Source organism: Paenibacillus sp. DS2015 (genome assembly GCF_050433705.1).
In the GTDB taxonomy this organism is placed as follows: domain Bacteria; phylum Bacillota; class Bacilli; order Paenibacillales; family Paenibacillaceae; genus Paenibacillus_AQ.
Genome location: NZ_JBNPWS010000026.1, coordinates 19,767 through 46,552, shown reverse-complemented (window position 1 = coordinate 46,552; position 26,786 = coordinate 19,767). Strand labels below are relative to the sequence as shown.

General features: G+C 41.8%; 24 protein-coding genes and 1 tRNA gene. 2 read left to right on the top strand and 23 right to left on the bottom strand.

The window, feature by feature from the left end; translation table 11 throughout:
- Positions 1 to 91: 91 nt before the first annotated feature.
- The 8 genes from rnr to J2T13_RS19400 form a co-directional block, all read right to left on the bottom strand.
- On the bottom strand, positions 92 to 2,935 hold the full coding sequence (gene rnr / locus J2T13_RS19435; protein ID WP_429374019.1) for a ribonuclease R: 2,844 nt from the start codon (positions 2,933 to 2,935) through the stop codon (positions 92 to 94).
- A 374-nt stretch (positions 2,936 to 3,309) separates the two neighbouring features.
- Complete coding sequence (secG, locus tag J2T13_RS19430; protein WP_429374018.1) at positions 3,310 to 3,543, bottom strand: preprotein translocase subunit SecG; 234 nt, start codon at positions 3,541 to 3,543, stop codon at positions 3,310 to 3,312.
- A gap of 209 nt (positions 3,544 to 3,752) precedes the next feature.
- Positions 3,753 to 5,039: a phosphopyruvate hydratase gene (gene eno / locus J2T13_RS19425; RefSeq protein WP_429374017.1), complete on the bottom strand. Its 1,287-nt coding sequence runs from the start codon at positions 5,037 to 5,039 to the stop codon at positions 3,753 to 3,755.
- A gap of 56 nt (positions 5,040 to 5,095) precedes the next feature.
- A complete protein-coding gene (gpmI, locus tag J2T13_RS19420; RefSeq protein ID WP_429374016.1) occupies positions 5,096 to 6,640 on the bottom strand; it encodes a 2,3-bisphosphoglycerate-independent phosphoglycerate mutase in 1,545 nt (514 codons plus the stop codon).
- A 1-nt stretch (position 6,641) separates the two neighbouring features.
- Positions 6,642 to 7,394 (bottom strand): triose-phosphate isomerase, encoded by a 753-nt coding sequence (gene tpiA / locus J2T13_RS19415; RefSeq protein WP_429374015.1) that lies wholly within the window; start codon positions 7,392 to 7,394, stop codon positions 6,642 to 6,644.
- A 48-nt stretch (positions 7,395 to 7,442) separates the two neighbouring features.
- Positions 7,443 to 8,624: a phosphoglycerate kinase gene (locus J2T13_RS19410; protein WP_429374014.1), complete on the bottom strand. Its 1,182-nt coding sequence runs from the start codon at positions 8,622 to 8,624 to the stop codon at positions 7,443 to 7,445.
- Between the two features lie 125 nt (positions 8,625 to 8,749).
- Complete coding sequence (gene gap / locus J2T13_RS19405; protein ID WP_429374013.1) at positions 8,750 to 9,760, bottom strand: type I glyceraldehyde-3-phosphate dehydrogenase; 1,011 nt, start codon at positions 9,758 to 9,760, stop codon at positions 8,750 to 8,752.
- A gap of 101 nt (positions 9,761 to 9,861) precedes the next feature.
- Positions 9,862 to 10,911: a sugar-binding transcriptional regulator gene (locus J2T13_RS19400; RefSeq protein WP_429374012.1), complete on the bottom strand. Its 1,050-nt coding sequence runs from the start codon at positions 10,909 to 10,911 to the stop codon at positions 9,862 to 9,864.
- A gap of 250 nt (positions 10,912 to 11,161) precedes the next feature.
- Between J2T13_RS19400 and J2T13_RS19395 the strand changes: the two genes are divergently transcribed.
- Together J2T13_RS19395 and clpP are read left to right on the top strand one after the other, a co-directional pair.
- Positions 11,162 to 11,236: transfer RNA gene (locus J2T13_RS19395), tRNA-Arg, on the top strand.
- Positions 11,237 to 11,530: 294 nt separating this feature from the next.
- Positions 11,531 to 12,127: an ATP-dependent Clp endopeptidase proteolytic subunit ClpP gene (gene clpP, locus J2T13_RS19390; RefSeq protein ID WP_429374011.1), complete on the top strand. Its 597-nt coding sequence runs from the start codon at positions 11,531 to 11,533 to the stop codon at positions 12,125 to 12,127.
- Positions 12,128 to 12,232: 105 nt separating this feature from the next.
- On the opposite strand, the gene J2T13_RS19385 is transcribed toward clpP, so the two are convergent.
- The 15 genes from J2T13_RS19385 to J2T13_RS19315 all read right to left on the bottom strand — a co-directional run bounded on the left by J2T13_RS19385 (position 12,233) and on the right by J2T13_RS19315 (position 26,690).
- A complete protein-coding gene (locus J2T13_RS19385; RefSeq protein WP_429374010.1) occupies positions 12,233 to 13,312 on the bottom strand; it encodes a PdaC/SigV domain-containing protein in 1,080 nt (359 codons plus the stop codon).
- A 97-nt stretch (positions 13,313 to 13,409) separates the two neighbouring features.
- A complete protein-coding gene (locus J2T13_RS19380; RefSeq protein ID WP_429374009.1) occupies positions 13,410 to 13,829 on the bottom strand; it encodes a GIY-YIG nuclease family protein in 420 nt (139 codons plus the stop codon).
- A 43-nt stretch (positions 13,830 to 13,872) separates the two neighbouring features.
- On the bottom strand, positions 13,873 to 14,637 hold the full coding sequence (locus J2T13_RS19375; RefSeq protein WP_429374008.1) for a DUF2087 domain-containing protein: 765 nt from the start codon (positions 14,635 to 14,637) through the stop codon (positions 13,873 to 13,875).
- Between the two features lie 405 nt (positions 14,638 to 15,042).
- On the bottom strand, positions 15,043 to 16,086 hold the full coding sequence (locus J2T13_RS19370) for a polyamine ABC transporter substrate-binding protein (protein ID WP_429374007.1): 1,044 nt from the start codon (positions 16,084 to 16,086) through the stop codon (positions 15,043 to 15,045).
- 55 nt (positions 16,087 to 16,141) lie between these two features.
- On the bottom strand, positions 16,142 to 16,948 hold the full coding sequence (locus J2T13_RS19365) for an ABC transporter permease (protein ID WP_429374006.1): 807 nt from the start codon (positions 16,946 to 16,948) through the stop codon (positions 16,142 to 16,144).
- Positions 16,945 to 17,796, bottom strand: coding sequence for an ABC transporter permease (locus J2T13_RS19360; protein WP_429374005.1), 852 nt, complete (start codon positions 17,794 to 17,796; stop codon positions 16,945 to 16,947). The genes J2T13_RS19365 and J2T13_RS19360 overlap by 4 nt, the downstream gene beginning before the upstream one ends.
- On the bottom strand, positions 17,793 to 18,782 hold the full coding sequence (locus J2T13_RS19355; protein WP_429374004.1) for an ABC transporter ATP-binding protein: 990 nt from the start codon (positions 18,780 to 18,782) through the stop codon (positions 17,793 to 17,795). Before J2T13_RS19355 ends, J2T13_RS19360 begins: the two co-directional genes overlap by 4 nt.
- 263 nt (positions 18,783 to 19,045) lie before the next feature.
- Positions 19,046 to 19,807, bottom strand: coding sequence for an SIMPL domain-containing protein (locus J2T13_RS19350; protein ID WP_429374003.1), 762 nt, complete (start codon positions 19,805 to 19,807; stop codon positions 19,046 to 19,048).
- A gap of 88 nt (positions 19,808 to 19,895) precedes the next feature.
- Positions 19,896 to 21,395 (bottom strand): methyl-accepting chemotaxis protein, encoded by a 1,500-nt coding sequence (locus tag J2T13_RS19345; protein ID WP_429374002.1) that lies wholly within the window; start codon positions 21,393 to 21,395, stop codon positions 19,896 to 19,898.
- A 216-nt stretch (positions 21,396 to 21,611) separates the two neighbouring features.
- On the bottom strand, positions 21,612 to 21,881 hold the full coding sequence (locus J2T13_RS19340; protein ID WP_429374001.1) for an HPr family phosphocarrier protein: 270 nt from the start codon (positions 21,879 to 21,881) through the stop codon (positions 21,612 to 21,614).
- A 98-nt stretch (positions 21,882 to 21,979) separates the two neighbouring features.
- Positions 21,980 to 22,909, bottom strand: coding sequence for a DNA-binding protein WhiA (gene whiA / locus J2T13_RS19335; RefSeq protein ID WP_429374000.1), 930 nt, complete (start codon positions 22,907 to 22,909; stop codon positions 21,980 to 21,982).
- Between the two features lie 5 nt (positions 22,910 to 22,914).
- Positions 22,915 to 23,898, bottom strand: coding sequence for a gluconeogenesis factor YvcK family protein (locus tag J2T13_RS19330; protein ID WP_429373999.1), 984 nt, complete (start codon positions 23,896 to 23,898; stop codon positions 22,915 to 22,917).
- Positions 23,899 to 23,910: 12 nt separating this feature from the next.
- Positions 23,911 to 24,810 (bottom strand): RNase adapter RapZ, encoded by a 900-nt coding sequence (gene rapZ / locus J2T13_RS19325; protein WP_429373998.1) that lies wholly within the window; start codon positions 24,808 to 24,810, stop codon positions 23,911 to 23,913.
- 66 nt (positions 24,811 to 24,876) lie between these two features.
- Positions 24,877 to 25,827 (bottom strand): ROK family glucokinase, encoded by a 951-nt coding sequence (locus J2T13_RS19320; protein ID WP_429373997.1) that lies wholly within the window; start codon positions 25,825 to 25,827, stop codon positions 24,877 to 24,879.
- A 152-nt stretch (positions 25,828 to 25,979) separates the two neighbouring features.
- Entirely contained in the window at positions 25,980 to 26,690 is a 711-nt protein-coding gene (locus J2T13_RS19315; RefSeq protein WP_429373996.1) for a thioesterase II family protein, read from the bottom strand.
- Positions 26,691 to 26,786: the final 96 nt, after the last annotated feature.

The following is a 26,786-nucleotide window of genomic DNA, read 5'->3' as shown; positions in this document are numbered from 1 at the left end:
CTCCATAGAAATCCATTGTATCAAGTGGATCAGGCAAAATCAAGGCAGCTAAAGCCTGTCATTGCCGATCCACCTTATTTATTCATGTAGACTATTTCTCTTCTCCACTTTTGTGCTTACGCACATCGCTTCCCTCAGCACTGCTACCTGGTGTAGCTGCACCACCTAGAAAGACGCCACCTTTACCTGAAGGCTTAGATTTACGACTACCTTCATCTGAAAAAGATTTAGTTGGTTGCTCAGGTTCGCTAGGTGTAGCTGCACCATATCCACCCTTACCAGAACCAAAGTTAAATCCAATACGTGGTGGTGTTTTTTTACCATTATCATAACGACTATACGATGAGGTTGCAGGCTTGCCACCTGTAGTTCTACCCCCGCCGGTACCTTTACTGCGTTTACGTTTACTTATACCATTGCCTTCAACTGTTTTAGCGCCCTTGTCAATCGCTGGGCTACTACCTTCAACCGTGCTTCCCTCAACAGGGTTTGCCCCGCTTGGTGTACTTTCAATCCCCATACTCCCCATACCTTTACCAGCTCCATGATTTCGTTGTGTTTTCTTATCTGCCCCTTTACCACCAGAGCCCTTACCTGCCTTACCCTTACCGGAAGCTTTATTTCCCCCAGTAGCATTACTACCCGCGATCGGTTTACTCACGCCGCTTGATGCTTTACCACCACGACCTCCGCTAGAGCTAGCTGCACCTCTACCCGCACCTTTACCGCCTCGACCCAATCCACCACTACTGCTACCGTTACCGCGCCCACCACCTCGGCTACCTTCGGCACGTGGCTTCATATCAATCAACTCAAAATCAATCGTATGATCATCCATGTTCACTCTGGCTACACGGATCTTTAATTCATCGCCAATGCGGAATACCTTCGATGTACGTTCACCAATCAATGACATGATTTGTTCGTCAAAATGGTAATAGTCATCCGTTAACGCACTTAAGCGAATCAGACCCTCTACCGTATTCTCCAATTCAATGAACATCCCAAAGCTTGTCACACTGCTTATTATACCATCGAATTCCTCACCAACCTTATCTAGCATGTATTCTGCTTTCTTAAGCTGGTCCGTATCCCGCTCTGCTTCTACTGCCACACGTTCACGCTCAGACGATTGTTGCGCCACATCCGGCATCCGAGCCGCTAAATATTCTTGACGCTTCGCAGATAATACACCCTTATTCTCAATCACTTCACGAATCACACGGTGAATGGCTAGATCAGGGTAACGACGAATCGGTGATGTGAAATGCGAATAGTATTCTGCAGCCAATCCGAAATGGCCCGAAGTCTCCGCATCATACTTCGCTTGCTTCATCGAACGTAACATCATCGTACTAATGACGGTCTGTTCCTTCGTTCCTTGAATATCCTCAAGCAAGGATTGAAGCGCACGAGGATGAATTGAGTTTCCTCTGCCTTTGACTTGATAGCCGAAATTAGCCGCAAAAGCCATGAAATTCTGCAATTTTTCTGGATCTGGATTTTCATGGATACGATAGATAAACGGAACTTTTAACCAATGGAAATGCTCAGCCACGGTTTCGTTAGCCGCAAGCATAAATTCCTCAATGATTTGCTCAGCAACTGAACGTTCTCTTTTGACTATATCTACAGCTTTACCCATCTCATTAACAATAACCTTGGACTCCTGGAAGTCAAAATCAACCGCTCCACGCTTCATCCGATTCCCACGCAACTTCATAGCAAGTTCCTTCATTAGACGGAAATCTCCGACTAAATCAGCGTAACGTTCCATAAGCTCAGGATCTTCATCCTCCAGAATCTTGCGTACATTCGAATATGTCATACGTTCTTTGGTCTTAATCACACTCGTGAACACATCGTGATTAACCACCTTCATATCCTCATCGAATTCCATCTCACAAGACAACGTTAGCCTGTCCACTTGTGGATTAAGACTACAAATCCCATTCGAAAGACGATGTGGGAGCATAGGGATCACGCGATCCACTAAATATACACTACAACCCCGGTTATAAGCTTCTATATCCAAGTCGGAATTCTCCCGTACGTAATACCCTACGTCCGCTATATGCACACCCAGTCGATAATTCCCATTAGGAAGCAGTTCGACATTGACCGCATCATCCAAATCCTTAGCATCTTCACCATCAATGGTCACAATGTTGTTCTTATGACGCAGGTCGCGCCGCCCTTGTTCCATAATCTCAGCTTCTGTAATCGAATCTGGGGCTTGATCAGCCTCAGCTAACACAACATCTGGGAAAGCCTCTGGCAATTGATGCTTACGAATGATAGAAATGATATCCACACCCGGATCATCCTTATGACCCAGAACCTCCGCAACTTCACCTTCAGCCGCCGCACGGCCTTCTGGATAGTTCACGATTTTTACGACAACTTTCTCCCCATTCACAGCACCATTAAATGCATTCTTGGGAATAAAAATATCACGATTAATCCGCTTGTCATCAGGTAGCACGAAACCATACGATTCATTGTTCTGGAACACGCCCACGACTTGGGTCACTGCCCGCTTAACAATACGTATGACTTCACCTTCTAGCTTACCTCCGCCTTGACTCTTAGAGGTCACTCGGATCAGCACGATGTCACCATTCATTGCACCCTTGAGATCATTCGCATTAATGTAAACGTCTGGATGTTCCCGATCTTCTGGTATGAAGAAAGCGAATCCCTTAGCATGGGCTTGTAATCGACCACGTAGAAGATCCATCCGTTCAGGGACGCCATAGCGATTAGTACGAGTAAGGATGATTTCTCCTTCTTGTTCTATTGCATTTAACAACTTCAAGAATTCCTTGAAGTCATGAGCATTATCAATCCCAAAATGCTGTTCAAGTTCCTGATAGGTCATCGGTTTATAAGCGGTCTCCCGCATGAAATTAAGCACTTCTTCTTTTGTTATCATGTTTATTCACCTCAGATGACTTGCAGGAATATAGAGAGCTGCAAGTTCTTATGTATCCTTCGCTTTATATTGTATTGTTCTTTACTTACTCATACCCTAGTATACACGATTTTAATCTCTTACATTCCTTCACTACCGTATGATCCGTATACATTCCCTTTTTTCGACCTATACAATCGTAATGTAAATATGTGTAGGAGCAGCATAAAGGTTAAGGCGGAGTAAGGGATAAGTACACGAGGATACCTAGGGGGATGAATCAAAGTTATGGCACATAACACTATTTTAACTTATTTAACCATCTAATGGTTCAAAAAAAACCTCCACTCCCCTAAATTTTGAAAGAGTGAAGGTTTTTCGACCGATCAACAGCATTATTTTACAAGTACAGCTACAATTACAGCAAGAATAATGAACCCAGCAGCAAGTACAACCGTTAAACGTTGAAGCACTAAGTCCATACCACGAGCTTTAGTCTTACCAAAAAGATGTTCAGCACCGCCGGAGATGGCACCGGAAAGACCTGCGCTTTTCCCTTTTTGTAACAGAACAACCGCGATCAAACCAATGGAGAAAATCACTAACAATATTTGAAATAACATTTCCATTCATTCCACCTCCTAAACGTGTTAAACATCGTCATATATTCCAAGTCGTATTTATAAGCATTATGTCAGTAAAACAGCACTCTTATTGTACCACAATGCCCATCCATTTAACAAGATTTGTTTATTCTTTATCCCGTGATAGTGTACATCCTATTCACATAAAAATAAGCCAACCTCTGCAGAGGTTGGCTTTATTAATATAGATTGAACTATTTTTTCAAGTTGTAGAAAGACTTCATACCTGCGTATTGTGCCAATTCACCCAATTGATCTTCGATACGAAGCAATTGGTTGTATTTCGCAATACGGTCTGTACGAGAAGGAGCACCTGTTTTGATCTGGCCTGCATTTGTTGCTACAGCGATGTCAGCGATTGTGCTATCTTCGGATTCACCAGAGCGGTGAGAGATAACTGCTGTATAACCAGCACGTTTAGCCATTTCGATAGCATCAAATGTTTCAGTCAATGTACCGATTTGGTTCACTTTGATCAGGATAGAGTTACCGATACCTTCTTCGATTCCTTTACCAAGACGCTCAGTGTTCGTTACGAACAAGTCATCACCAACAAGTTGGATTCTGTTGCCCAATTTCTCACTAAGCAATTTCCAACCTTCCCAGTCATCTTCAGAACAGCCATCTTCGATGGTGATGATTGGGTATTTGTCAGCCCATGATACAAGTAGGTCAACGAATTCTGCGGATGTGAAGGATTTACCTTCGCCTTCCAAGTGGTATTTACCATCTTTGTAGAATTCAGTAGAAGCAACGTCCATACCTAGGAATACATCAACACCTGGTTTGTAACCTGCTTTTTCAATAGCTTCCATGATTGTAGACAATGCTTCTTCATTGGAAGTAAAGTTAGGAGCAAATCCGCCTTCATCACCAACAGCTGTGTTAAGACCTTTAGCTTGAAGAACAGCTTTCAAGCTGTGGAAAATTTCAGCACCTGTACGAAGTGCTTCTTTGAAAGAAGGAGCTCCTACTGGCAATACCATGAATTCTTGAACGTCAACGTTGTTGTCGGCATGTTCCCCACCATTAACGATGTTCATCATTGGAACTGGCAATTGTTTCGCGTTAAATCCACCTAGGTAGACATACAATGGCAGATCCAAAGCATCAGCAGCAGCGCGAGCTACAGCCATAGATACAGCAAGAATGGCATTCGCACCTAATTTACCTTTGTTGTGTGTTCCGTCTAGAGCGATCATCACTTTGTCGATACCTAGTTGATCTAGTGCATCCATACCGATGACTTCAGGAGCAATCAATTCATTTACGTTCTTCACGGCTTGAAGTACACCTTTACCAAGGTAACGAGATTTGTCTCCGTCACGAAGCTCAACCGCTTCATGAGCACCAGTAGAAGCACCGGAAGGAACAATTGCACGGCCTAGAGCACCGGATTCTGTATAAACTTCAACTTCAACAGTAGGGTTACCACGAGAGTCAAGGACTTCGCGAGCATACACGTCAGAAATAATAGTCATATGATTTAAATCTCCTTTGTTATTCTTATTAGTTGCATTACTTTATTATAGTGATCTTATTTACGACTAGCAATTACACTTGTTCCTGTCATTTCAACAGGTTGTGATAACTGCATCAAATCAAGAATGGTTGGCGCGATATCCGCCAATACTCCGCCTTCACGCAAAATAACATTCTCATCTGTAACAATAAATGGTACAGGGTTCGTAGTATGCGCTGTGAATGGGCGACCATTCTCATCAAATACCATATCCGCATTACCATGGTCCGCTGTAATCAATACAACTCCGCCTTTGGCAAGAACAGCATCCACCACTCTGCCCATACATTCATCCGTCACTTCTACAGCCTTAATTGTTGGCTCCAACATACCGGAGTGTCCAACCATATCAGGGTTAGCGAAGTTCAGAATAATCGTATCGAAATTCTCAGCTTCAATCTCTTTCACACAAGCATCTGCCACTTGATATGCGCTCATCTCGGGCTGCAAATCATAGGTAGCTACTTTTGGAGAGTTGATTAGGATACGTGTTTCACCTGGAAGTTCCACATCGCGTCCACCACTAAAGAAAAACGTTACATGGGGATATTTTTCAGTCTCAGCAATACGTAGTTGCTTCTTGTTATTCTGAACCAGAACTTCTCCGAGCGTATTATCTAAGTTCTTAGGTTCATAGGCAACATAGCCTTCTACCGTCTCGCTGAACATTGTAAGACATACAAAATGTAAGTCCTGTGGAGCCTTAGGACCCAGCTCAAAACCACGGAAATCCTTACTTGTAAAGACTTGAGACAATTGGATAGCACGGTCTGGACGGAAATTCAAGAAAATGATGGAATCTCCACTCTCAACCGTTCCAACCGGCTGTCCCAAAGCATCTACAATCACTGTAGGCTCTACGAATTCATCAAACAAAGACTTCTCATAAGATTCTTTTACGGCTTGAAGCGCATCCGTATACTTAGGACCTTCACCATAAACGATAGCACGATATGATTTCTCAACCCGTTCCCAACGTTTATCCCGATCCATCGCATAATAGCGACCCTGAACGGTCGCGATTGTACCAATTCCGACTTCGGCGATCTTAGCATTCAACTGTTCTAAGAATAAAATACCTGAATCGGGAGCAACGTCACGGCCATCCATAAAGGCATGGATGTAAACTTCATCCAGACCTTCTTTCTTAGCAAGATCTAACATAGCCAACAGATGATCGATATGACTATGTACGCCACCATCTGAGAGAAGACCATATAAATGCAGCTTCTTCTTGTTGATTTTGGCGTAACGAACGGCTTCTACCAATGTTGGATTCTCGAAGAATTCTCCTTCACGAATCGATTTAGATATGCGAGTAAGATTCTGATACACCACACGACCGGCACCAATATTCAAATGCCCAACTTCAGAGTTACCCATCTGCCCTGGTGGCAGACCTACCGCTTCTCCACAAGCTGTAAGTGTCGTATGAGGATACTTACTCATAAACCGATCATAATTGGGCTTCTTTGCTTGCGCTACAGCGTTACCTTCCACGGTGTTACGCAAACCGAAACCGTCCATAATGATTAATGCTACCGGTCTTGGTGCAGTCATCTTACTTCGCCCCCTCAACAAGCTGAACATAAGAAGTTGGCTCTAAGCTGGCACCGCCGACAAGTGCTCCGTCGATGTCACTTTGGCCCATATATTCAACGACATTCTCAGGCTTAACACTTCCGCCATATTGAATACGCACGACATCAGACACGCTTGTTCCATACAAACCTTTTACAAGGTCACGGATATAAGAAATGACTTCATTAGCATCTTGTGCTGTGGAAGATTTACCTGTTCCAATAGCCCAGATTGGCTCATAAGCGATAACAACTTGAGCTGCTTGCTCAGCCGTTAATCCCTTCAAAGCACCTTCTGTTTGCACTTTACATACTTCTTTAGTCTGGTCAGCTTCACGCTCTTCAAGCTTTTCACCAACACATACGATTGGAGTAATGCCGTGTTTGAATGCAGCATGAACTTTCTTGTTTACAATTTCATCCGATTCAGCGAAGTAAGCACGACGTTCTGAGTGACCCACGATCACATAGTCCACGCCTAACTCTTTCAACATCACACCACTAATTTCACCTGTGAATGCGCCGTTATCTTCGAAATGTAGGTTTTGAGCACCAATTTTGATTGATGTTCCTTTTACAGCTTCAACCAATGCAGGTAGATTCGTGAATGGAGCACAAATAACAGCTTCTACTCCACTAACTTCTGCCTTGCCTTTAATGGCTTCAATAAATGTTTTCGCTTCTGGAACCGTCTTGAACATTTTCCAGTTACCAGCAATGATAGGTGTTCTCACGTGATTCACTCCTTTTTATTGCTTTACAATATCAATCCTGTAGACTGATTATTTATCGTTTAATGCCTCAACGCCTGGAAGTGCCTTACCTTCCATGAACTCAAGAGATGCGCCGCCGCCTGTAGAGATGTGATTCATTTTGTCAGCAAGCTGGAACTTCTCAGCCGCAGCTGCAGAGTCACCACCACCGATGATTGTATAACCTTCTGTTGTAGCGCAAGCTTCTGCTACTTCACGTGTACCATGGGAGAAAGGTTCAAGTTCGAAAACGCCCATAGGTCCATTCCATACAACTAGTTTGGAGTTCTTAATGACTTCAGCATATGTGGCACGTGTCTTAGGTCCAATGTCCACGCCTTCCCAACCATCTGGGATATTGCCAATATCCACGGTATCTTTGTTAGCGTCTGCTTTGAAATCATCCGCAATCACGATATCTTCTGGAAGATAGAAGTTCTTGCCAAGATCCTTAGCTTTTTGTATAAATCCAAGCGCCGCATCCAATTTGTCATCATCACACAAAGATAATCCAATTTCATATCCTTGAGCTTTCATGAACGTATAGGACAGACCGCCACCGATTAGCACGTTATCAGCAATGTTCAATAGGTTGTCGATAACATCGATCTTGTCCTTAACCTTGGAACCACCAATGATTGCAGTAAATGGACGATCAGGATTAAGAATAGCTTTGCCTAGAACAGACAATTCTCTTTCCATCAACAAACCAGATACAGCGGGTAGTACATGTGCAATTCCTTCAGTTGAAGAGTGCGCGCGGTGAGCTGCACCGAAAGCATCATTGACAAACAAATCAGCAAGTTTAGCAAATTGCTTAGCCAATTCAGCATCGTTCTTTTCTTCGCCCGCATGGAAGCGAACATTCTCAAGTACTAATACATCGCCGTCATTCATTGTAGCAATTTGCGCTTCCACAGCAGCGCCTACAGACTCATCTGCTTTGATCACTTTTTTGCCAAGCAATTCAGATAGACGTTCTGCTTGAGCTGTTAAACGCAAGGACTCAACCACTTGTCCTTTAGGACGTCCCATGTGACTTGCAAGAATAACTTTTGCTCCGCGTTCTACCAAGTAATTAATCGTTGGCAATGTTTCGCGAATACGTTTGTCATCTGTAATTTTACCATCTTCTACAGGTACATTGAAATCCACACGGACAAATACCCGTTTCCCCGTTACTTCAACATCACGTACACTCTTCTTATTCATCGCTTGTTCCTCCACACCCATAATTTAATTTTTAATAATTAGGAATTTAAGGAATACCACTTACATTTATAAAGAGCGGAAACAAATAGTTCTGTTTCCGCTCTATATGGTTGCCGCTTCAAGAATTACTTAGCGATTTTAGCGAAGTATTCCAAAGTGCGAATAAGTTGTGCTGTATATGACATTTCGTTATCATACCAAGCTACAGTCTTAACCAATTGTTTGTCGCCAACAGTCAATACTTTTGTTTGAGTTGCATCAAACAAAGAACCGAAAGTGATACCTTTAACATCAGAAGAAACGATTTCGTCTTCTGTGTAACCATAAGTATCAACATCAGAAGCAGCTTTCATTGCAGCATTGATTTCGTCAACAGTAACGTTCTTCTCAAGAACTGTTACCAATTCAGTCAATGAACCTGTTGCCACTGGAACACGTTGAGCTGCACCGTCTAATTTACCTACAAGTGCAGGAATAACTAGACCGATTGCTTTAGCAGCACCAGTAGTGTTAGGGATGATGTTCTCAGCTGCTGCGCGAGCACGACGGAAGTCACCTTTCGCGTGTGGAGCATCCAAAGTATTTTGGTCGCCTGTATATGCATGGATTGTAGTCATCAAACCTTCAACAATACCATAGTTGTCTTGTAATACTTTTGCCATTGGAGCAAGGCAGTTCGTTGTGCAAGAAGCACCAGAGATTACAGTTTCAGTACCATCAAGAATTTCGTGGTTTACATTGAAAACGATTGTTTTCATGTCGCCAGTAGCTGGAGCGGAAATAACGACTTTCTTAGCGCCGCCTTTCAAATGCTTCTCAGCTGCTTCTTTAGTAGTGAAGAATCCAGTACATTCAAGAACGATATCTACACCAAGATCTCCCCATGGTAATTCTTCAGGGTTACGGTTAGCAAGAACCTTAACTTCTTTACCATCAACTTTGAAGAATCCGTCATGAACTTCGACGTCACCGTTGAAACGTCCTTGAGTCGTATCATATTTCAACAAATGTGCTAACATTTTAGCATCAGTTAAGTCATTAATCGCAACTACTTCAATTCCTTCCACTGCTTGAATACGGCGGAAAGCAAGGCGTCCAATACGTCCAAAACCATTAATACCAACTTTTACTGTCATTTAAATAGTCCTCCCAGAATTCGTTTTTATTTATTCAAAACAGACAATTAAGCCTGTCAAGACAACATAGATTAAATATTTCAAAGTTTAGTTATTCCAAATTAAGTAGTAGAGATCTGTCCATCAATCTCTTTTTCAATTTCTAGTGCTGCGGCTTCATCTGTAACCAGAATATCTTCTTTACCAAACTGAAGAACCGCATGAATAGCTCTAGCCTTACTTTTTCCGCCCGCAATCCCGATCACCACTTCAGTCTGCATGATATCTTCCAGACGTAATCCTAATGTTACCATCCTATGAACTACGGCGCCACTTTCGTTAAAATAATAGCCGAAAGATTCCGCAACTGCGCCTTCTGCTTGGATTATTTCTGTCGTAACAGAATCCAAATTTCTGCGACGCGTCATTTCCATAGCATCACCTATGCCGTGTACGATGATACGTGACTGTCTGATCGTCTGCACAATCTCTTGAATGTTGCGATCTTGGACAAGCGATTGATATGCATCCTCGCTGAGCAGATCAGGTACATGTAACAACCGATACTGAGCTCCTACTCTCTTTGCCATAGTGGAAGCAATCGTATTCGCTTGGAATTCCATACTCTCTCCAAGCCCCCCGCGAGCGGGTACGAACCACGTCCCTTTAACAAGATTAGAAGAAGGACAAGTCAGTTGCTCTGCCATCTCGGCCAGTGTTGAGCCACCTGTAACAGCAATAATATCTTCATTTCCCATGACACTCAGCAAAGCTTTCGCGCCCGCGCGTCCTAGCTCTCGCTTGGTGAACGGCGAAGACTCACAATCACCAGGTACAATCACTACTTTACGCAGTCCATAGGCTTTACGAATCTTCCCTTCCAAATCGGTTAGTCCAAAAAGATTCTTAGCAATCGGCTCCATGAGTTCTAGCAGTTTCCTACCCGAATCATTAATCCTCATACCCATACTCTCAATCTCAATGAGCCCTTGCGATTTCAGAAGATCAGTCTCCGCCCGCAACACTCGTTCCGTCATATGAAGCGAAGCTGCAAGTGTTCTACGACCGATCGTGTCAAACAGCATGATCTGCTGAAGAATAGTGTACCTCGTCTTGAGAATTTCCATGAGATCAGGCAGAAGCTGCTTTTGTATTTCTAATATCGTCCGCATGCTTTCCACCCCTGCAACTTTCTTTTCTCACTTTCTCTTTGGTCTCAAAATGTCCCGGGTTAACTTTTTAAGTCCCACTACTATTCTAACCAAATTTTATGTCTCTTGCAAGTAATCATTGTGTATAATTTGCAGTTGCAGTTTTTCTTATACATTCTGTACTGATTAAGCCAAGTTAAGCTCCTACTTACCGATTACTCTTGCTATTCTGATGTAGATATCATATAATAATTTTTGCTATTGAAATTTAGCGCCCGTGGTCAAATGGATATGACGTAGGCCTCCGAAGCCTGAGATCGAGGTTCAATTCCTCGCGGGCGCACCATTTCATTATTACAGCCTGTATACTTTATTTATAACCAAACCACTAAAAGCCAATCAGGGCTCTTTTTTTTTCACAAAAATAAACAACGCATAAGCTATCATAATACGCTATACGCTGCTTATATCTCTACGAGAAACGGTCACCTTCCCTCTAGGGATGGCGAAGCCGTTTCTTTTTGGCTACAGTTTGACTTTCTTTGACTTTTTGATTTAAATTGTTTATTATGTGGTAATTAAGGTAACTGCTATAATTAAGAAGGTCAACATTCGAACCAATTTAAGGGAGGTTTTTCACTTGGGTTATGTACCTATGGTTGTAGAACAGAGCAGTCGCGGAGAACGCGCATATGATATCTATTCCAGATTGCTGAAGGATCGTATTATTTTCTTGGGTTCAGAAGTAAACGATGTAGTAGCTAACTCCATTATTGCACAAATGCTGTTCTTGGCAGCCGAAGAGCCTGACAAAGATATTCACTTATATGTTAATAGCCCGGGCGGTTCGATTACAGCGGGTATGGCAATATTTGATACAATGCAATATATTAAGCCGGATGTATCCACCATTTGTGTGGGTATGGCAGCTTCCATGGGAGCATTCCTATTGAACGCTGGTGCGATTGGTAAACGTTTCGCATTACCTAACAGTGAGATCATGATTCACCAACCTTTGGGTGGTGCACAAGGTCAAGCATCCGATATTGAAATCCGCGCTCGCCGTATTCTTAAGATGCGTGATAAGTTGAACAAAATATTGTCCGAACGCACTGGACAACCGCTAGAACGCATTGAGAAAGATACCGATCGTGATTACTTCATGAGTGCTGCAGACGCAGCAAGCTATGGCATCATTGATAAAGTGATCGAGAAACCTTTACCAACAGGCGTTTAATAAACCAATACACAAACAACCCCCTTGCTCCTGTAATTTAAGGAATAAGGGGGTTGTTTGTTATTTATGTGGTTCAAGAGATCCTCTATGGATTTGGACTTGTGATTAATAATTTTCAAATGGGTCCGTGCCTTTAGGTAACAACTGATCAAATGGATACACAAACGTAGGGAAACCTGCAGCATATACCGTGTATTCATATTGTTGGAAGAAGAACGCTATTCCCTTTTCACTTACATTGAAATCAGGATTAGCACTTAATGCTTTGAATTCACCCAAGTAACCCTCATGCGCCTTTAGTTTCTTAGCTAAATCTTTATTAAGCACTGTTCTGTAAGTTGAATTACTCTTCAACAAATCATCCGCCGATAGTTGCTTACCATCCTTCAATGAGAACGTGAATCCAGTACGGATAGTACTCCCATGAGCTCCACCTGTAATACCATATTGATCAACTATAAGGCTCAGTACACCATTTCGATTATACGTTACCAAAAAATTCTGAATGTACTGATACGTATGTTCTATTAGACGATCTCTAAGATCAGCTTGTTTCATAGAAGCTTCATTGAACGTCTTCATATGCTGTTCCAATACATTGTTAATGGCCTTCTCCACCTCAACCTTTCCAAGTCCGCTCACCTTAGGATAATGGAGAAGGTATACGGCATCTGACGTCGTGTTCTTTACGGTCTCCGTCTTAATGGTGATTGTATTGAGTTCACGTTTACTCATATTCAACGTCTTCGTTGAAGCGTCCCACGCACCCTGATATCCCAAATAATCATTCATTAATTTGAATGGAATATAGAGTCTTCCATTAATATTCTTGACTTGATATTCATTAATATAGAAATTGTTAATATTCGTGTTCACATCATACTTCGACACTTCCATATTAAGCTGCGTATGTCCACTGCCGATGCTATATGTCTTGGTCCCAGGATTATAATTTAACGGAAGTCCTAATTGATCTCTCAGTACGGTTAAAGGAACCAACGTATTCCCTTGGCTTATTAATCCCTTTTGAGTCAATTTAGTCCCCTTCCATTTCAATACCACAGAAGTTTGTTGGGTTGTGTTCTTACTTGCTGCTAATACCGATGTCGCCCCTTCAAATCCTGAACTTGCTAATAGAACGCCTGCCACCATTGCTGCAGCACTCCATTTAACGATCTTCTTCATCTAGGAAACTCCCTTCAATAACATCTATAAACTATCTCTATTATATAAAAGGAGATTGGATATAAAGTTACAATCGGGGTTACAGTATTGAAGTAAATTAATGCTCACCTTCTGGTAATTCGTGGTATCCTTTGTCGCCATAAGGTTGTAATTTATCCATCCACATTTGTTGCATAACTTGAAGCTTGTCTCTGTGCTTCTTATAAGACGGATGATTCACCGGTACATTAATGGGGACCATCCCCATAAGGGATTCGCCCTCTTCAAGCTTAATCTCATCCAGTATCTCTAGCTTAAACGCGTCTTCTCCATATTCCTTCCATTCCTTCTGCAGTTCTAATACGCTGTGCATTCCCATATTGAGTAAGAACTTTTCTTTGTTCAGCGCTCCATACAAATTACTACTACTATTAATCCACTTTTTTCCATTTATAACATTGTGAATTTGGTAAATGCCTAGATGACGCGGACGTTGTTGATATTCAGTAACGAGCTCTTTTCTTCTTTGATGATCCATTGACCTACTCCCCTTTTATTCAATCTTAGAGTGACTCTATAGATTATCCCTTAACCCAATAACGACTCCCATCGGGATAACGATCCATGAAGCCATATTCAATCAGATAACGTCTTAGTGTCACATAATCATGAAATCGTTCTTTTAGAATCTCATTGACTTCTTTCTCTGTATATTGTTTCTGTTTGTCAAAATTCTGAACTAATTGCCGCAGAATAATTACCTTCCGCTTTTCCTTCTTAGGAAATTCAGATAAAGGCCCCCCTGGTCCTTGTTTAAAATAGGCTTTGATCATCTCCTCATTCTCCTGCACTGTAATCTGATGTCGTTCATCGATCCAGGAGTTCGATTGTTGGAATTGAATAAAACGACTTTGTTTACTTGATTTCTCCTCTACAAGCTCCATGATGGAGAGGAATACTTTAGCTTGCTTCATCTTCTCCCGCAAAGTGAATCTGTGGTTTCGAATCGTTGATGTACTCCCCCCATCTAATTCGCGAACAATGTCATTATCATTCATACCCATCTGGAACAAGTTCAACAGTGTTCGTTGTAGCTCTGTGAGTCCTGTCATTTTCTTATCTAATCCTAGCAAAAAGTCCAACATCGAAGTATGATCACTCGCCACATGGCGACGAACATACTTCTCCGCTTCGTAGAACACATCCTCAGCCTGATAAATGACCCCCTTCTCATATCTCTTCCCACACACAAGACAAATATAAGCCTCGAACTCTTGATCGAATACATATCCCTGTTTAATCTCTTCAATCGTGGCATTCCAAAACAATTCAGGCAATACATTCATATAGACAACTCCTAATTATGTTTGCTTTATAACAAACATTTTATAATATTGTTTGCATTAAATCAACTATCATGTTCTGTCAAAGTGAATCCAGCTCGGCTCAAAAACAAAAGTCAGCGATTGACAATAAAATGTAGTGGAAACAGCGTTCCGTTTTGGAGGATGTTACCCTCACTGTTAAAGGAGGATTTCTTGAATTGAATTGAATAAGGTAGAAATCCTCCTTTAAAGGTGAACGATCCGCTTGTCCACATTCCCCCAAAACTCCTCTGAGGTCTTCTCTCTGTCAACCACTAATTTTTAAATTGAGCCTCCAGATCACTATACAATTTAAAAACCCCTACTCAAAAGAGTAGGGGCAGTATATTTGGCAGAATGAATTGTTTTTTTAATCATAACGATAAGTTATTCCCGACCACTTTTGAGCTCTGTCCAATACCGGTCATAGATCTGTAGCGCACTTCCTACATCACCTAACCATTCAGTACGATTCAGCTCATCTTCACTAAGGTTAATCATATGATTGTTACGGTACTCTTCACTATGGAATTCCATAGCCTTAACATTGGGATCACTATAACCTATAGCTTCATAATTTTTGGCGCTCACTTCAGGTTCCAACATATAATTGATAAACTTCTCAGCTAACACTTTGTTCTTAGCACCTTTAGGAATAGCGTAGTTATCAGAGAAAATAGTCGCTCCCTCTTTCGGAACGATATAGGCGATATCTGGATTATCCTTAACGATAAAAGCTGCATCCCCAGACCACACGGTACTAATCCAGCCTTCCTCTTGAATCATCTTCTGCTTGATCGTATCCGTATCAAAAGCAAGGACACTTGGCAATAGCTTCTTCAACTCATCAACGGCCAATTTAATCTCCGTCTCATCAGTAGAGCTATTGGAGTAGCCTAATTTCTTTAGCGCCATCCCAATCACTTCCCGATTGTCGTCTAACAGGAGCACCTTCCCCTTGTATGCAGGGTTCCATAAGTCTTCCCAACTCTCGATGGGGTCTTTCACGTACTTCTTATTATAGGCAATCCCCGTCACACCTGACATATAGACGACAGAGTATTTATTATCTGGGTCAAATTTGGGATCTTTAAATGTATCAGCAATATTATCGAAGTTAGGAATATTACTCTTATCCAGCGGTTCAAGCAAGTCATTCTTAATCATCGTTTCCACCATGTAATCTGATGGTTGAATAAGGTCATACCCGGCACCGCCTGCCTTGGTTTTAGCTAGAAGGTCCTCATTGTTCGCATAAACGTCATACGTGATATCTACATCGAATTTATCCTCGAAATCCTTTATTACTGACTCATCAAAATTGTCTGCCCAACTATAAATATGCAGCGTCTCCTTAGAAGAACAGCTACTCAGAAGGGATAATGCTAGAACTCCTGCAAACAGCAGGCCCGTGAATCTAATCTTTCTCACAGTTACGTATCGCCTCTCCTTCGTCACACTAGTTTATTATAAAATATTAGTTATTCTATATAGGTAGCGTCTTATGTTTCTTTTGTCCTCTACCACGATTAAGTATATATTGGGCCAAGAAAATCAAGGTAATGCTTACCAATATTAGCAATGTACACAATGCATTAATTTCAGGAGAGACCCCTCGCTTCACTTGTCCGTAAATATAAATGGGAAGCGTTGTCGAGCTCGGTCCTGCTACGAAGAAACTAACCATGAAGTCGTCTAGCGAAAGAGTGAAGGCTATTAACGCTCCCGAAATAATCCCTGGCGAAATTTGTGGCAATGTTACATATCGAAACGTTTGCCACCCTGTAGCCCCAAGATCTTGAGCCGCTTCTTCAAACTGTCTACCCATTCCAGCCAATCGAGCATTCACCACCACATAAACGTAAGACAAGCTAAATGTAATATGGGCGATGATCACGGTGGTTTTACCTAATGAAATATTAAACTGATTGAACAAAACCAACAGCGATAGCCCCATAATAATGTCCGGAATAATAACCGGCATATAGAGAACCCCATTCAATGGTTTCTTCCATCTTTTACTTAAATCTCGCAAGGTTAGCGCCGCAATCGTTCCCAATACAGTCGCTACAACAGTGGAAATTACCGCTACTATTAGACTGTTAGTCAGTGCTTCCATGACGTGACGATCCTTCAGCAGTGAGGAATACCAATCTAACGTAAATCCTTCCCAGTCCCCACTTAACCTCGTATTATTGAACGAATACACGATAACCAGCACGATCGGTACATAGATGAATATCATCATCAATAATGAATGAAGACCTAACAGAGGATGGCTTTTCTTGTTCATGAGCTCCCCTCCTTCAATCGTTCATGACGAGACTGCATCACCCGATTAAATAACATAATGAGCACAAGCGAAGTCAATATAAAGATAACAGATAACGCCGAACCAAACGGCCAGTTTCGGGCCCCTAAAAACTGAGATTGTATAATGTTACTAATCATCGAGGATTTGGAGCCCCCAAGGATATCTGTCACGACAAACATCCCTGCTGTAGATACGAATACTAACACCGACCCCGTCATGATCCCTGCCTTACTCTGAGGTAATGTGATATGCCAGAACGCCTTCCAGCTACTAGCCCCAAGATCACTCGCAGCTTCAAGTTGACGCTTATCGATTTGCTCAATAGCTACATACAGAGGTAATACCATAAAGGGAATGAAATTATACACCATACCCAGTAGAACCGCCCCCTTTGTATACAGCATTTGCAGAGGTTCATCAATCCATCCGAAATGTAGCAACAAGCTATTAACAATACCTTGGGTACGAAGCAAGAGGACCCACGCATATGTCCGAATAAGAAAGTTAATCCAGAAGGGTACAGTAATGAGAATAAGTCCCCAATTCTGCACTCGCGGGCTTGCTCCAGCAATATAGTAAGCTAGCGGATAGCTAACCAATAAACAAATCAGGGTTGTCAGTACCGATAAAACAATCGTATCCCAATAGATACCCAGATACAGTGAATCCCAGAAGGTCACATAACCTTCCAAGCTGAATGAGTAAACAACATTGCCAAGCGTATCACGTTGCATAAAAGACATGACTAATACAATCAGCATCGGAACGATCAGGAAGAGACTAAGCCATAACACCACAGGTGAGATTAACCATTTCAATTTTCTCATGATTTAATTGCCACCTCATCCTTGGCGTTCCAACTCACCCCAATTCGTTCACCCACTTGCCATAGCTGTTCATCGGCTATATTAAGGACGATAGTTACTTTCATGGAGTGTGGTTGTAGTTCATGACTATCACTATGCATTTGGACGATCAGTTTATGAACATTTCCCATATACATAACATCCTCTATTGTACCCATTTTCTTAGCACCCACATCACTCTTCAGCGCTATTAATTTCTCAGGACGAACAGCAATATGCCCTTCGGAGGAAGTGAAGATGTTATTCTCACCTACAAACGTTGCTGCAAAAAGAGTTCGCGGTGTTTCGTAAATATCTCTAGGCGATCCAATCTGTTCAACCCGCCCACTATTCATAATAACAATTCGATCAGACATCATCATCGCTTCTTCTTGGTCATGCGTTACGTAAACAAACGTAATACCCAGTGTCCGTTGTAAATGTTTGAGCTCCGTCTGCAAATTTTTGCGTAGTTGTAGATCCAACGCACCAAGTGGTTCATCCAGTAACAGAACTTTAGGTTTATTTACTATAGCTCGCGCTATCGCTACTCGCTGTTGTTGGCCCCCGGAGAGCTGATGAGGGTATCGAGACATCAGAGCTGTTAATTGCGTCATAGCAACCGCTTCTGCGATACGTGTCTTCTGTTGATCCTTCGGTAACTTCTTCATCTTAAGTCCAAAGGAAATATTTTCTTCAACCGTCATATGTGGAAACAGAGCATAATGTTGAAAGACCAGATTCAAATCACGCTGATTAGGCGAAAGCTGGGTTACATTCTTGCCTGCTAGAATAATCTCACCTTGGGTTGGTTGTTCAAACCCCGCAATCATGCGGAGAATTGTAGTTTTACCACAGCCACTCGGACCTAATAAAGTTAGAAATTCCCCTTCATTAATAGCTAGTGACAGTGGATGCACCACATCTTGCCCTTCAAACTTCTTCTCAATTCGGACAAGTTCAATCATATGCACCATCCCCCTATCATTCATAGTATGCTCATTTAACACCTTGAACATATACAAATTTCGCATACTTACTATATCGTTTTTCCTCCTGCGATACAACATGTTTCGACAGGGAACTATAAACAACTGTATTCATATTACAAAAATGTGATGATTGAATAACATAAGAAAACTGTCCTCTCTGGATTAAGCTTGTCCAGAGAAGACAGTTCTCAACATTTAGACACTATAATGAGAATACTCCAACTTTTTCAACTATTCAACTATTTCAATTCAAATTGCACACTTAGCTGTGTTGAAACCTTTATTTCCCCTGCCTCAACTTCTGTAGCACCACTTGCTTTGTCCATAGCTGCAGACATCATATTCTGTTGTTCATAGTACACAACTGGATTGCTGCTATCTCCTTGACTTACGACTAGAATCATACCCAACTGGCGTTTAGCAGCTTTCGCTATGGAACCCGCCTTCAATTCAGCATTAGCCATTGCTTTCTCAATGACTTGTGTCTCATATTGGTCACGATTCTCAACTGCGAACTGTACGTTATTTATATTGTTAGCCCCCGTATTTGAAGCTGCATCCAGTAATTGACCTACTTTAGTAAGATCACGATAGCTCACTGTAAGAACGTGATGAGCCGTATATCCCTTGATCTTTTGGCCATCTTTTTCAGTGTAGGTATAGTTAGGCTGTACATAGAATTGTGAAGTTTTCACATCTTTATCCGCAATTCCCCAAGTATCCTTTAGAAGCTTGTTGAGCTTTGCCATGATGGCTGCATTCGCCTTCTGCGCGGCTTGAGCCGTGTCTGCTTCTGAATCCACACCTATGGATAAGTAAGCAATATCAGGAGTAACTGAGATTTCGCCTTTTCCAACTACATTAATAACGTTACGTTGTACACTTTCCTCCGCAGCATAAGCCTTCGAAGCTGAACCGAACGAACCATTGAATCCTGTAGTACCAACTAATAAAGCACTTACAACCAATACTGAACTTACCTTCTTCACTAAACTTTGCATGGACAATTCCCCCTCATTGTTATATTACCCTTTAGACGAAGTAATCTGGAAAATGTTGCATGATAATTTATAGAAGATAATATAATTTTTAGCTAACTATTTTTTGCAAATTCCCTTCAGCATCCTTGACTCTATGGAGACTGTTGTCATTGTTACTTAATAGCGATTGGAGGGTTGCAGAAAGCTCCTGTAACGTAGCTGAGGTCTGTTCGTTAACAGACGCCAAATGATCCGTCGAATCCCCCACTGAGCTAGAGAAATGAGTCACTTCCTGCATCAAGCTCTGGTATTCCTCCGAGACTTGTAGTAATGCATCAATGGAGAGTTTAATAGATTCAAAAGATTCCGCTGTTTCATAAGTCAGTTCACTGCTCATTTGCATCCGTTCTGCCACTACATTCATTCGTTGAAGTGTTTCATTCGACTGCTCCGAGAATCCTCCTAATTGAAGCGTAATTTGTTCTGCGGATCCTGAAGTAAGTTCAGATAACTTACGAATCTCCATGGCAACAACAGCGAACCCTCGACCATATTCTCCTGCGCGCGCGGCTTCAATACTCGCATTTAGTGAAAGTAGATTCGTCTGGTTGGCAATTTCACGTATCGTCTGACTAAATTGCGAAGTCTCATTCACACGTACTGTAAGTTCTTGAATGTCCGTTGCCATCGCATCAATTTCCTGTTTGAATTCATCGATAGTATCACTTAAAGTCTCAACTTTCCCCTTACCCGCCACTGATAAATGATTCGCCTCATTTGTCTTATTGAGTAAGGTCTCCGTAGAAGTGGCCATATCTTGTATCATAACCGCCATCTTCTGAACAGATTCATTAATGGATACCGTAGTGTCAGTCTGTGTGACAGCACCCATTGATATCTCCTGAAAGGCAACGTTCATTTGTTGAAAAGAAGACGAATTATCCTCCATAGATTGTGTAATATCAATCATGTTCTGTGTGACCGCAACGACACTCTCTAATAATTGTTCCTTCTGTATTCGTTGCTCATGTAATAAATCTTCTGATACCGTACGAGCATCCTCAATATTCTTCTTTAATGTTACTGATACACGTAACAATAATAGGACTACAATAGACACAATCACATAACCGCCTATAATTCCTGCACGATGCTCGGAATCAATCACACCTGTCGTGGACAGGGTCAGATACCATGTCAATCCTAATCCGACCACCAGCGTAATGTAAGTTATAATCTCCTTCACTGTAATCAAAGACAAGATGACTAAGTAATATACCGAAGTGACACCCGTCAGATAAGGTATGTATATAATTTGTAAACTACAGCTTATTATCATACCTAACATCCCTATATACGGCGTTAGATGGATATTCCCACCCCTAAAACGAAGAATTATTGTCGCGACCAATGAAACAATGTTAACTACAAAACATAAATTCGTAATGGACATAAGATCAGATGTGTTGATTGTAGCTGATGACAACAATGTGGAAATAGTTAGAGCAATGATAAGAATCGTACTTCGCCTTATGACGTCTCTGTCTCCAACAGATAAAGATATATTGTGGGATGTATTTAGCTTCCCCCAAGGTGTTTTCATTTCCATAAATATTGTTGCTCCTTCTATTGTGTAAGATATCTACCTCATCATTCCAAGAACATTATTGAAATTGGATATATGTTTTATATATATCGGTATACTCCTTACCTTTAATAAGATGTCTCTTGAAAATAAGATGTAAAAAGAGAATAATAAATAGCAGCTAATCCTCATTGCGGATTAGCTGCTATTTATTATTAAATGTGTTGAGAATCACAAAAATTATTGATTCTCTAATTCTTCCTTACTTACCAAATTTACTAAAGCGGTTACAGCCTGCTCAGCATCTGCACCCTCGGCACTAATATTAATTTCTGTACCCGAACTGATCGCTAGGCTCATAATTCCCATGATACTCTTAGCGTTCACTTTTTTATCATCTTTTTCCACGAAAATTTCAGACGAGTACTTATTCGCTTCTTGGACGAACAATGCTGCCGGTCTGGCATGGAGACCCGTCTTTAAACGGACAACTACCGGGTGCTTTGTCATGGAAACTTACCCCCTATTTATGAATCTGAACACTTGAAACACATTTTATTTTAAGAACATTATACCATTATAGCATGAAGGACACTAGAAAAAAAAACTTACCCTTTACGAATTTTATCAGCCATCTCATCAATCTTACGGAGACGATGATTTACTCCTGATTTGCTCACGGTACCTTTAAGCATTTCGCCAACTTCCTTCAAGTTCAGATCTGGATGTGATAACCTAACATCAGCAACCTCTCGAAGCTTCTCTGGTAAATTTTCGAGACCGATTTCTCTCTGAATTAGCTTGATATTATCGATCTGCCGGACAGCGGCACCTATAGTCTTGTTAAGATTCGCCGTCTCACAGTTCACGATACGATTGACGGAGTTTCTCATATCACGCATGATACGTACATCTTCGAATTTGAAAAGCGATTGATGTGCACCGATCAAGCTAAGGAATTCGATGATCTTTTCGCCTTCCTTAATATACAGGATAAAGCCTTTCTTTCGCTCAATGAAACGGGCGTTCAATCTAAACTCATTTGCTAAATTCACAAGCGCCCTGCAATGATCTTCATACATCGAAGAAATCTCCAAGTGGTAGGAGGATCCCTCTGGATTATTAACAGAACCTCCAGCCATGAATGCTCCCCGAAGGTAGGCCCTCTTGCAACAATTCTTACGAATGAGTTCAGGGTTAATGTCCGGCGTGAAAATAAATCCTTCCGAGACGATACTTAACTCCTTCAGCATTTCCTGAACTCCGCCTGGTATACGTACGATATAGACATTATTTTTTTTTAATCTCATTTTTTTACGTACGAGTAATTCAGTTGGCGCCTGGAAATACTTCTTAATCAAGCTATAAATCCGTCTTGCTATGGCGGCATTTTCCGTAGAGATATCCAGAATAACCTTCTTATTCGAGAGTTGAACGGCACCATTCATACGGATCAATGCCGATAATTCGGCCTTTTCACAGCATGACTGTCCTTCAATCATCGTCAACTCTTTTTTAGTCTGTGCTGCAAATGACAAAGGACTCACCTCTCTCGTAGAATCCAATTTTGCACCAATTGGTAAATGTGCTGGCTCAGTTTATCTGCATCATGTCGTAAATAAGTACGGAAAAGGACTAAAGTATCTGCAATGACCTTGTAGCCGTGCCCAGTCACTTCATCCCAGTCTACTTGGACGGGCTTTGCTCCCTTTTCAGCGTATCTATCTTGTACCTGTGTCGGAATATCACCATTATTAACAATAACATAATCGAATAGCTGCGTACCAATATGGTCATAAATAGCCTTCAAATGATCACTAACCGTATAATTATCCGTCTCACCAGGCTGAGTCATCACATTACAGACAAAAATTTTGATGGCTTTAGAGGCACAGACGGCTTCAGCTAGCTTAGGTACTAGTAAATTTGGCAGAATACTCGTATAGAGACTTCCTGGACCAATTAAAATAGCATCCGCTTGCGTGATGGCTTCAACAGCTTCTGGTAACGGCTCCACATTGGCCGGGTCTAGAAAAACACGTTTAATCCTTTTTCCAGCCTCTGGAATCTTAGATTCACCGATAACAATGCTTCCGTCTTCCATCTCTGCGTGAAGTGTAACGGCTACACCAGCTGCAGGTAATACCTGACCACGAACAGCTAGTACCTTGCTGAGCTCTCTCACGGCAGTTACGAAATCACCTGTTATATCCGTCATCCCAGCCAGGATTAGATTGCCTAGACTATGTCCTGCAAGTCCTGAGCCACTACTGAAACGATAGCTTAACATTTCTGACAATAGAGGTTCAACATCAGCAAGCGCAGTAAGTACGTTACGGATATCCCCCGGGGGCGGCATCTGTAGCTCACTGCGTAGAATACCTGAGCTTCCTCCATCATCCGCTACTGTAACAATAGCCGTAATGTCGAGTGGCTTTTCCTTCAGACCACGTAGCATAACTGATAATCCTGTGCCTCCGCCCATCACAACAATCCGCGGACGCTTTATAGGTTCAACCACTTTCATACATTCACCTCATTAATGCCGATCACGATCGGAATCACGGTGGCTAACCGAGACCGATTCTGTTTCACTGGCTCCAAGCATCTTGCCTAAGTACTCCGAAATGGCTACTGAACGATGCTTTCCGCCCGTACAACCAATACCAATAATAACCTGACTCTTACCTTCCTTGTGGTACTGAGGTAACAGGAAGTGTAGCATATCTAGTAGTTTCGTTAGAAAAGATTGTGTCTCTGGCCACTTCATTACATAATCATATACTTCATTGTCTTGACCCGTGCGTGGTCTTAAGTGATCCACATAATGTGGATTAGGTAAAAACCGAACATCGAATACTAAATCAGCATCAATAGGTATGCCATATTTGAACCCAAACGAAGTGATATTAACAGTCAACGTGTTACTCTCTAAATGAGAAAACCGAGAAATAATTTTTTCTTTCAATTGACCTGGCTTCATATTACTTGTATCAATGAGTTGCGTTGCAGAATTCTTAAGTTCCTCTAGCATTTGGCGTTCTAAGCGAATACCGTCTAACGGCATGCCCTCAGGTGCAAGTGGATGGCGTCTACGGCTCTCTTTATAGCGCTGTACGAGCACAGAATCCGTAGCATCAAGGAACAGAATTTCGCATCCCATCGTGAAGCGTTCTCTGACATACTGCAGAGATTCAGATAACGCGGTAAAGAACTCGCGCCCCCTCAAGTCAATCACCAATGCTACTTTAGCTATTTTACCGTTAGATTGCTCTATAAGTTCTGCAAACTTAGGAATAAGCACAGGCGGTAAATTATCTACACAAAAAAAACCGAGATCTTCCAGACTCTGTACAGCCAGCGTCTTGCCTGCTCCAGACATGCCCGTAATAATAATCAAGGTGGCCATGGCCGACGTAGCATTGTCGCCTTCAGGCATCAGCTTCCCCTCCATTGCACTTGAGTTTAACAATCCTACTACTCGTTATATTTCAACAGACAATTTCTAAGAACGAAGATGTAATCCCGCAGCTCCGACAATTCCAGCATCATTACCTAGTTGCGCTGGCAGAACCGACACTCCTCGTTGAAGAGGCTCAGGTGTGAATTTAGCATAAACTTCACGAACCTCATTAAAGAGAATGTCACCTGCATTGGCAACACCACCACCGAGTATAAACACCTCAGGATTCAAGACAGCCGCAACAGCTGACATGGACTTAGCTAAATAAAAGGCTGCACGATTTACAATTCTCGCGGCTACCTCATCACCCGCTTTTGCAGCATCAAACACTTCTTTGGCCGTCATTTTCTCAACGGTTAAAAGCGTTGTGCGGTCGCCACGTTCTACAGCGTCTTTAGCCATACGAATAATACCCGTTGCGGAAGATACTGTCTCAACACAGCCCTTCTTACCACAGCCACATTGGATCGCTTCCAAATCAGGTACAACTGCTATATGTCCAATTTCCCCAGCCAGACCAGAGAAACCTTGATAAATCTTACCATTTATAATAATGCCTCCGCCCACTCCTGTACCGAGTGTATAACAGACACAATTGTCTATCCCACGACCCGCACCACTCCATGCTTCTCCTAGGGCAGCCACGTTAGCGTCATTATCTATTTTGACAGGCTTCACGAAACGTTCTTCAAGAATTTCACGAATCGGAACATCTCGAAAACCTATGTTAGGAGCAAGGATAATGACACCCTCCTTGACGTTGGTAAATCCAGCAACACCCGCTCCTACACCTACAAGCTGGTCCCATGTGTATGGAGACTGTTCTATAATATGGCGCACATACTTCTCAATATTATCAATGACGACATCGACACCTTTGTCAGTCTCCGTAGGTCCTTCATAGGTATGAAGAAGCCGCCCTTCTTGATCACAAATCCCTACCTTAATTGCCGTTCCACCTAAATCTACTCCAACATAGATCAATTCAGACATGCTACAAGCCACCTTTTTCAATCTAAAATAGTATTAAGCCTACTTACTCACTATAATTCACCCCCCCTTTCTGGTCAAGGGAGATCGGTGTCTTACATTTTGTGCTAGAGCTGTAGATCACTACTTTTATGCAAACCACAATAACTAGATTTCTACTCTAAGTGATCTTCAAACATAGAATTTATTACCCCGACAATTTCTTTTTCATGCGCCTGATTAAAAAAGTGACCCCCTTCAAACTTAAGGTAATGTACCTTCCCACTAAAAAACAAATTCCAATCTTCAATATTCCCTGACAGTAGATTGTCATCTGCACCATATAAGATCGTAACGTTGTTTTTCACGGGCTCAGATTCTTTATACTGATAGGTTTCCACGATTCGATAATCATTTCTTATCATTGGAAGGAAGTAGTACAGGAGTTCCTTATTATCTGTGATTTCTTGCGGTGTCCCTCCTAACTTAATAATTCTATTAACGAAACTCTCGTCTGAGAGAATATGCTCATATAACTCAGGTTCTTTCGTATGTAGAGGAGCGCCCTTCCCGGATATAAAAACGTGAATCGGTTGTCTGACATGAAGCTCGTTTATTTTACGCACTACTTCATAAGTAAACAGGCCCCCCATACTGTGACCGAAAATCATATACTTCCTACCTCTTAAGGTCTCCTTGATCTGTCTATAAATGTCCCCCACAGCTTCTTGAATATCCATGTATGGCGGATCGTTATGTCTTTTCCCGCGACCTGGGTATTCGATGGGAATACACTCAATCGATTCATTTAAATAATTATTCCAGCTGTTAAATGCGTAAGCTGAACCACCCGCATGAGGTAAACAATATATAACATTGGGTTTCATATAATCTCCTTCGTCTATCAAATAATTATATCTGAAAGCTCTCGCATTATAGTTTTCCGTTTAGCTAATCTAACCGCTTCTAGTATTCATTTTTTC

Excerpts from the sequence above, each read along its gene's own strand:
- secG (WP_429374018.1), bottom strand. The coding sequence starts at position 3,543 with ATGGAAATGTTATTTCAAATATTGTTAGTGATTTTCTCCATTGGTTTG.
- rapZ (WP_429373998.1), bottom strand. The coding sequence starts at position 24,810 with ATGCCTGAAGGCGACAATGCTACGTCGGCCATGGCCACCTTGATTATT.
- eno (WP_429374017.1), bottom strand. The coding sequence starts at position 5,039 with ATGACTATTATTTCTGACGTGTATGCTCGCGAAGTCCTTGACTCTCGT.
- J2T13_RS19375 (WP_429374008.1), bottom strand. The coding sequence starts at position 14,637 with ATGAATGTATTGCCTGAATTGTTTTGGAATGCCACGATTGAAGAGATT.
- J2T13_RS19380 (WP_429374009.1), bottom strand. The coding sequence starts at position 13,829 with ATGGATCATCAAAGAAGAAAAGAGCTCGTTACTGAATATCAACAACGT.
- rnr (WP_429374019.1), bottom strand. The coding sequence starts at position 2,935 with ATGATAACAAAAGAAGAAGTGCTTAATTTCATGCGGGAGACCGCTTAT.
- J2T13_RS19385 (WP_429374010.1), bottom strand. The coding sequence starts at position 13,312 with ATGAAGAAGATCGTTAAATGGAGTGCTGCAGCAATGGTGGCAGGCGTT.
- J2T13_RS19350 (WP_429374003.1), bottom strand. The coding sequence starts at position 19,807 with ATGCAAAGTTTAGTGAAGAAGGTAAGTTCAGTATTGGTTGTAAGTGCT.
- J2T13_RS19340 (WP_429374001.1), bottom strand. The coding sequence starts at position 21,881 with ATGACAAAGCACCCGGTAGTTGTCCGTTTAAAGACGGGTCTCCATGCC.
- J2T13_RS19355 (WP_429374004.1), bottom strand. The coding sequence starts at position 18,782 with ATGATTGAACTTGTCCGAATTGAGAAGAAGTTTGAAGGGCAAGATGTG.
- gap (WP_429374013.1), bottom strand. The coding sequence starts at position 9,760 with ATGACAGTAAAAGTTGGTATTAATGGTTTTGGACGTATTGGACGCCTT.
- J2T13_RS19345 (WP_429374002.1), bottom strand. The coding sequence starts at position 21,395 with ATGGAAATGAAAACACCTTGGGGGAAGCTAAATACATCCCACAATATA.
- gpmI (WP_429374016.1), bottom strand. The coding sequence starts at position 6,640 with ATGACTGCACCAAGACCGGTAGCATTAATCATTATGGACGGTTTCGGT.
- J2T13_RS19400 (WP_429374012.1), bottom strand. The coding sequence starts at position 10,911 with ATGCGGACGATATTAGAAATACAAAAGCAGCTTCTGCCTGATCTCATG.
- J2T13_RS19315 (WP_429373996.1), bottom strand. The coding sequence starts at position 26,690 with ATGAAACCCAATGTTATATATTGTTTACCTCATGCGGGTGGTTCAGCT.
- J2T13_RS19330 (WP_429373999.1), bottom strand. The coding sequence starts at position 23,898 with ATGAAAGTGGTTGAACCTATAAAGCGTCCGCGGATTGTTGTGATGGGC.
- J2T13_RS19410 (WP_429374014.1), bottom strand. The coding sequence starts at position 8,624 with ATGAATAAGAAGAGTGTACGTGATGTTGAAGTAACGGGGAAACGGGTA.
- J2T13_RS19320 (WP_429373997.1), bottom strand. The coding sequence starts at position 25,827 with ATGTCTGAATTGATCTATGTTGGAGTAGATTTAGGTGGAACGGCAATT.
- J2T13_RS19365 (WP_429374006.1), bottom strand. The coding sequence starts at position 16,948 with ATGAACAAGAAAAGCCATCCTCTGTTAGGTCTTCATTCATTATTGATG.
- J2T13_RS19360 (WP_429374005.1), bottom strand. The coding sequence starts at position 17,796 with ATGAGAAAATTGAAATGGTTAATCTCACCTGTGGTGTTATGGCTTAGT.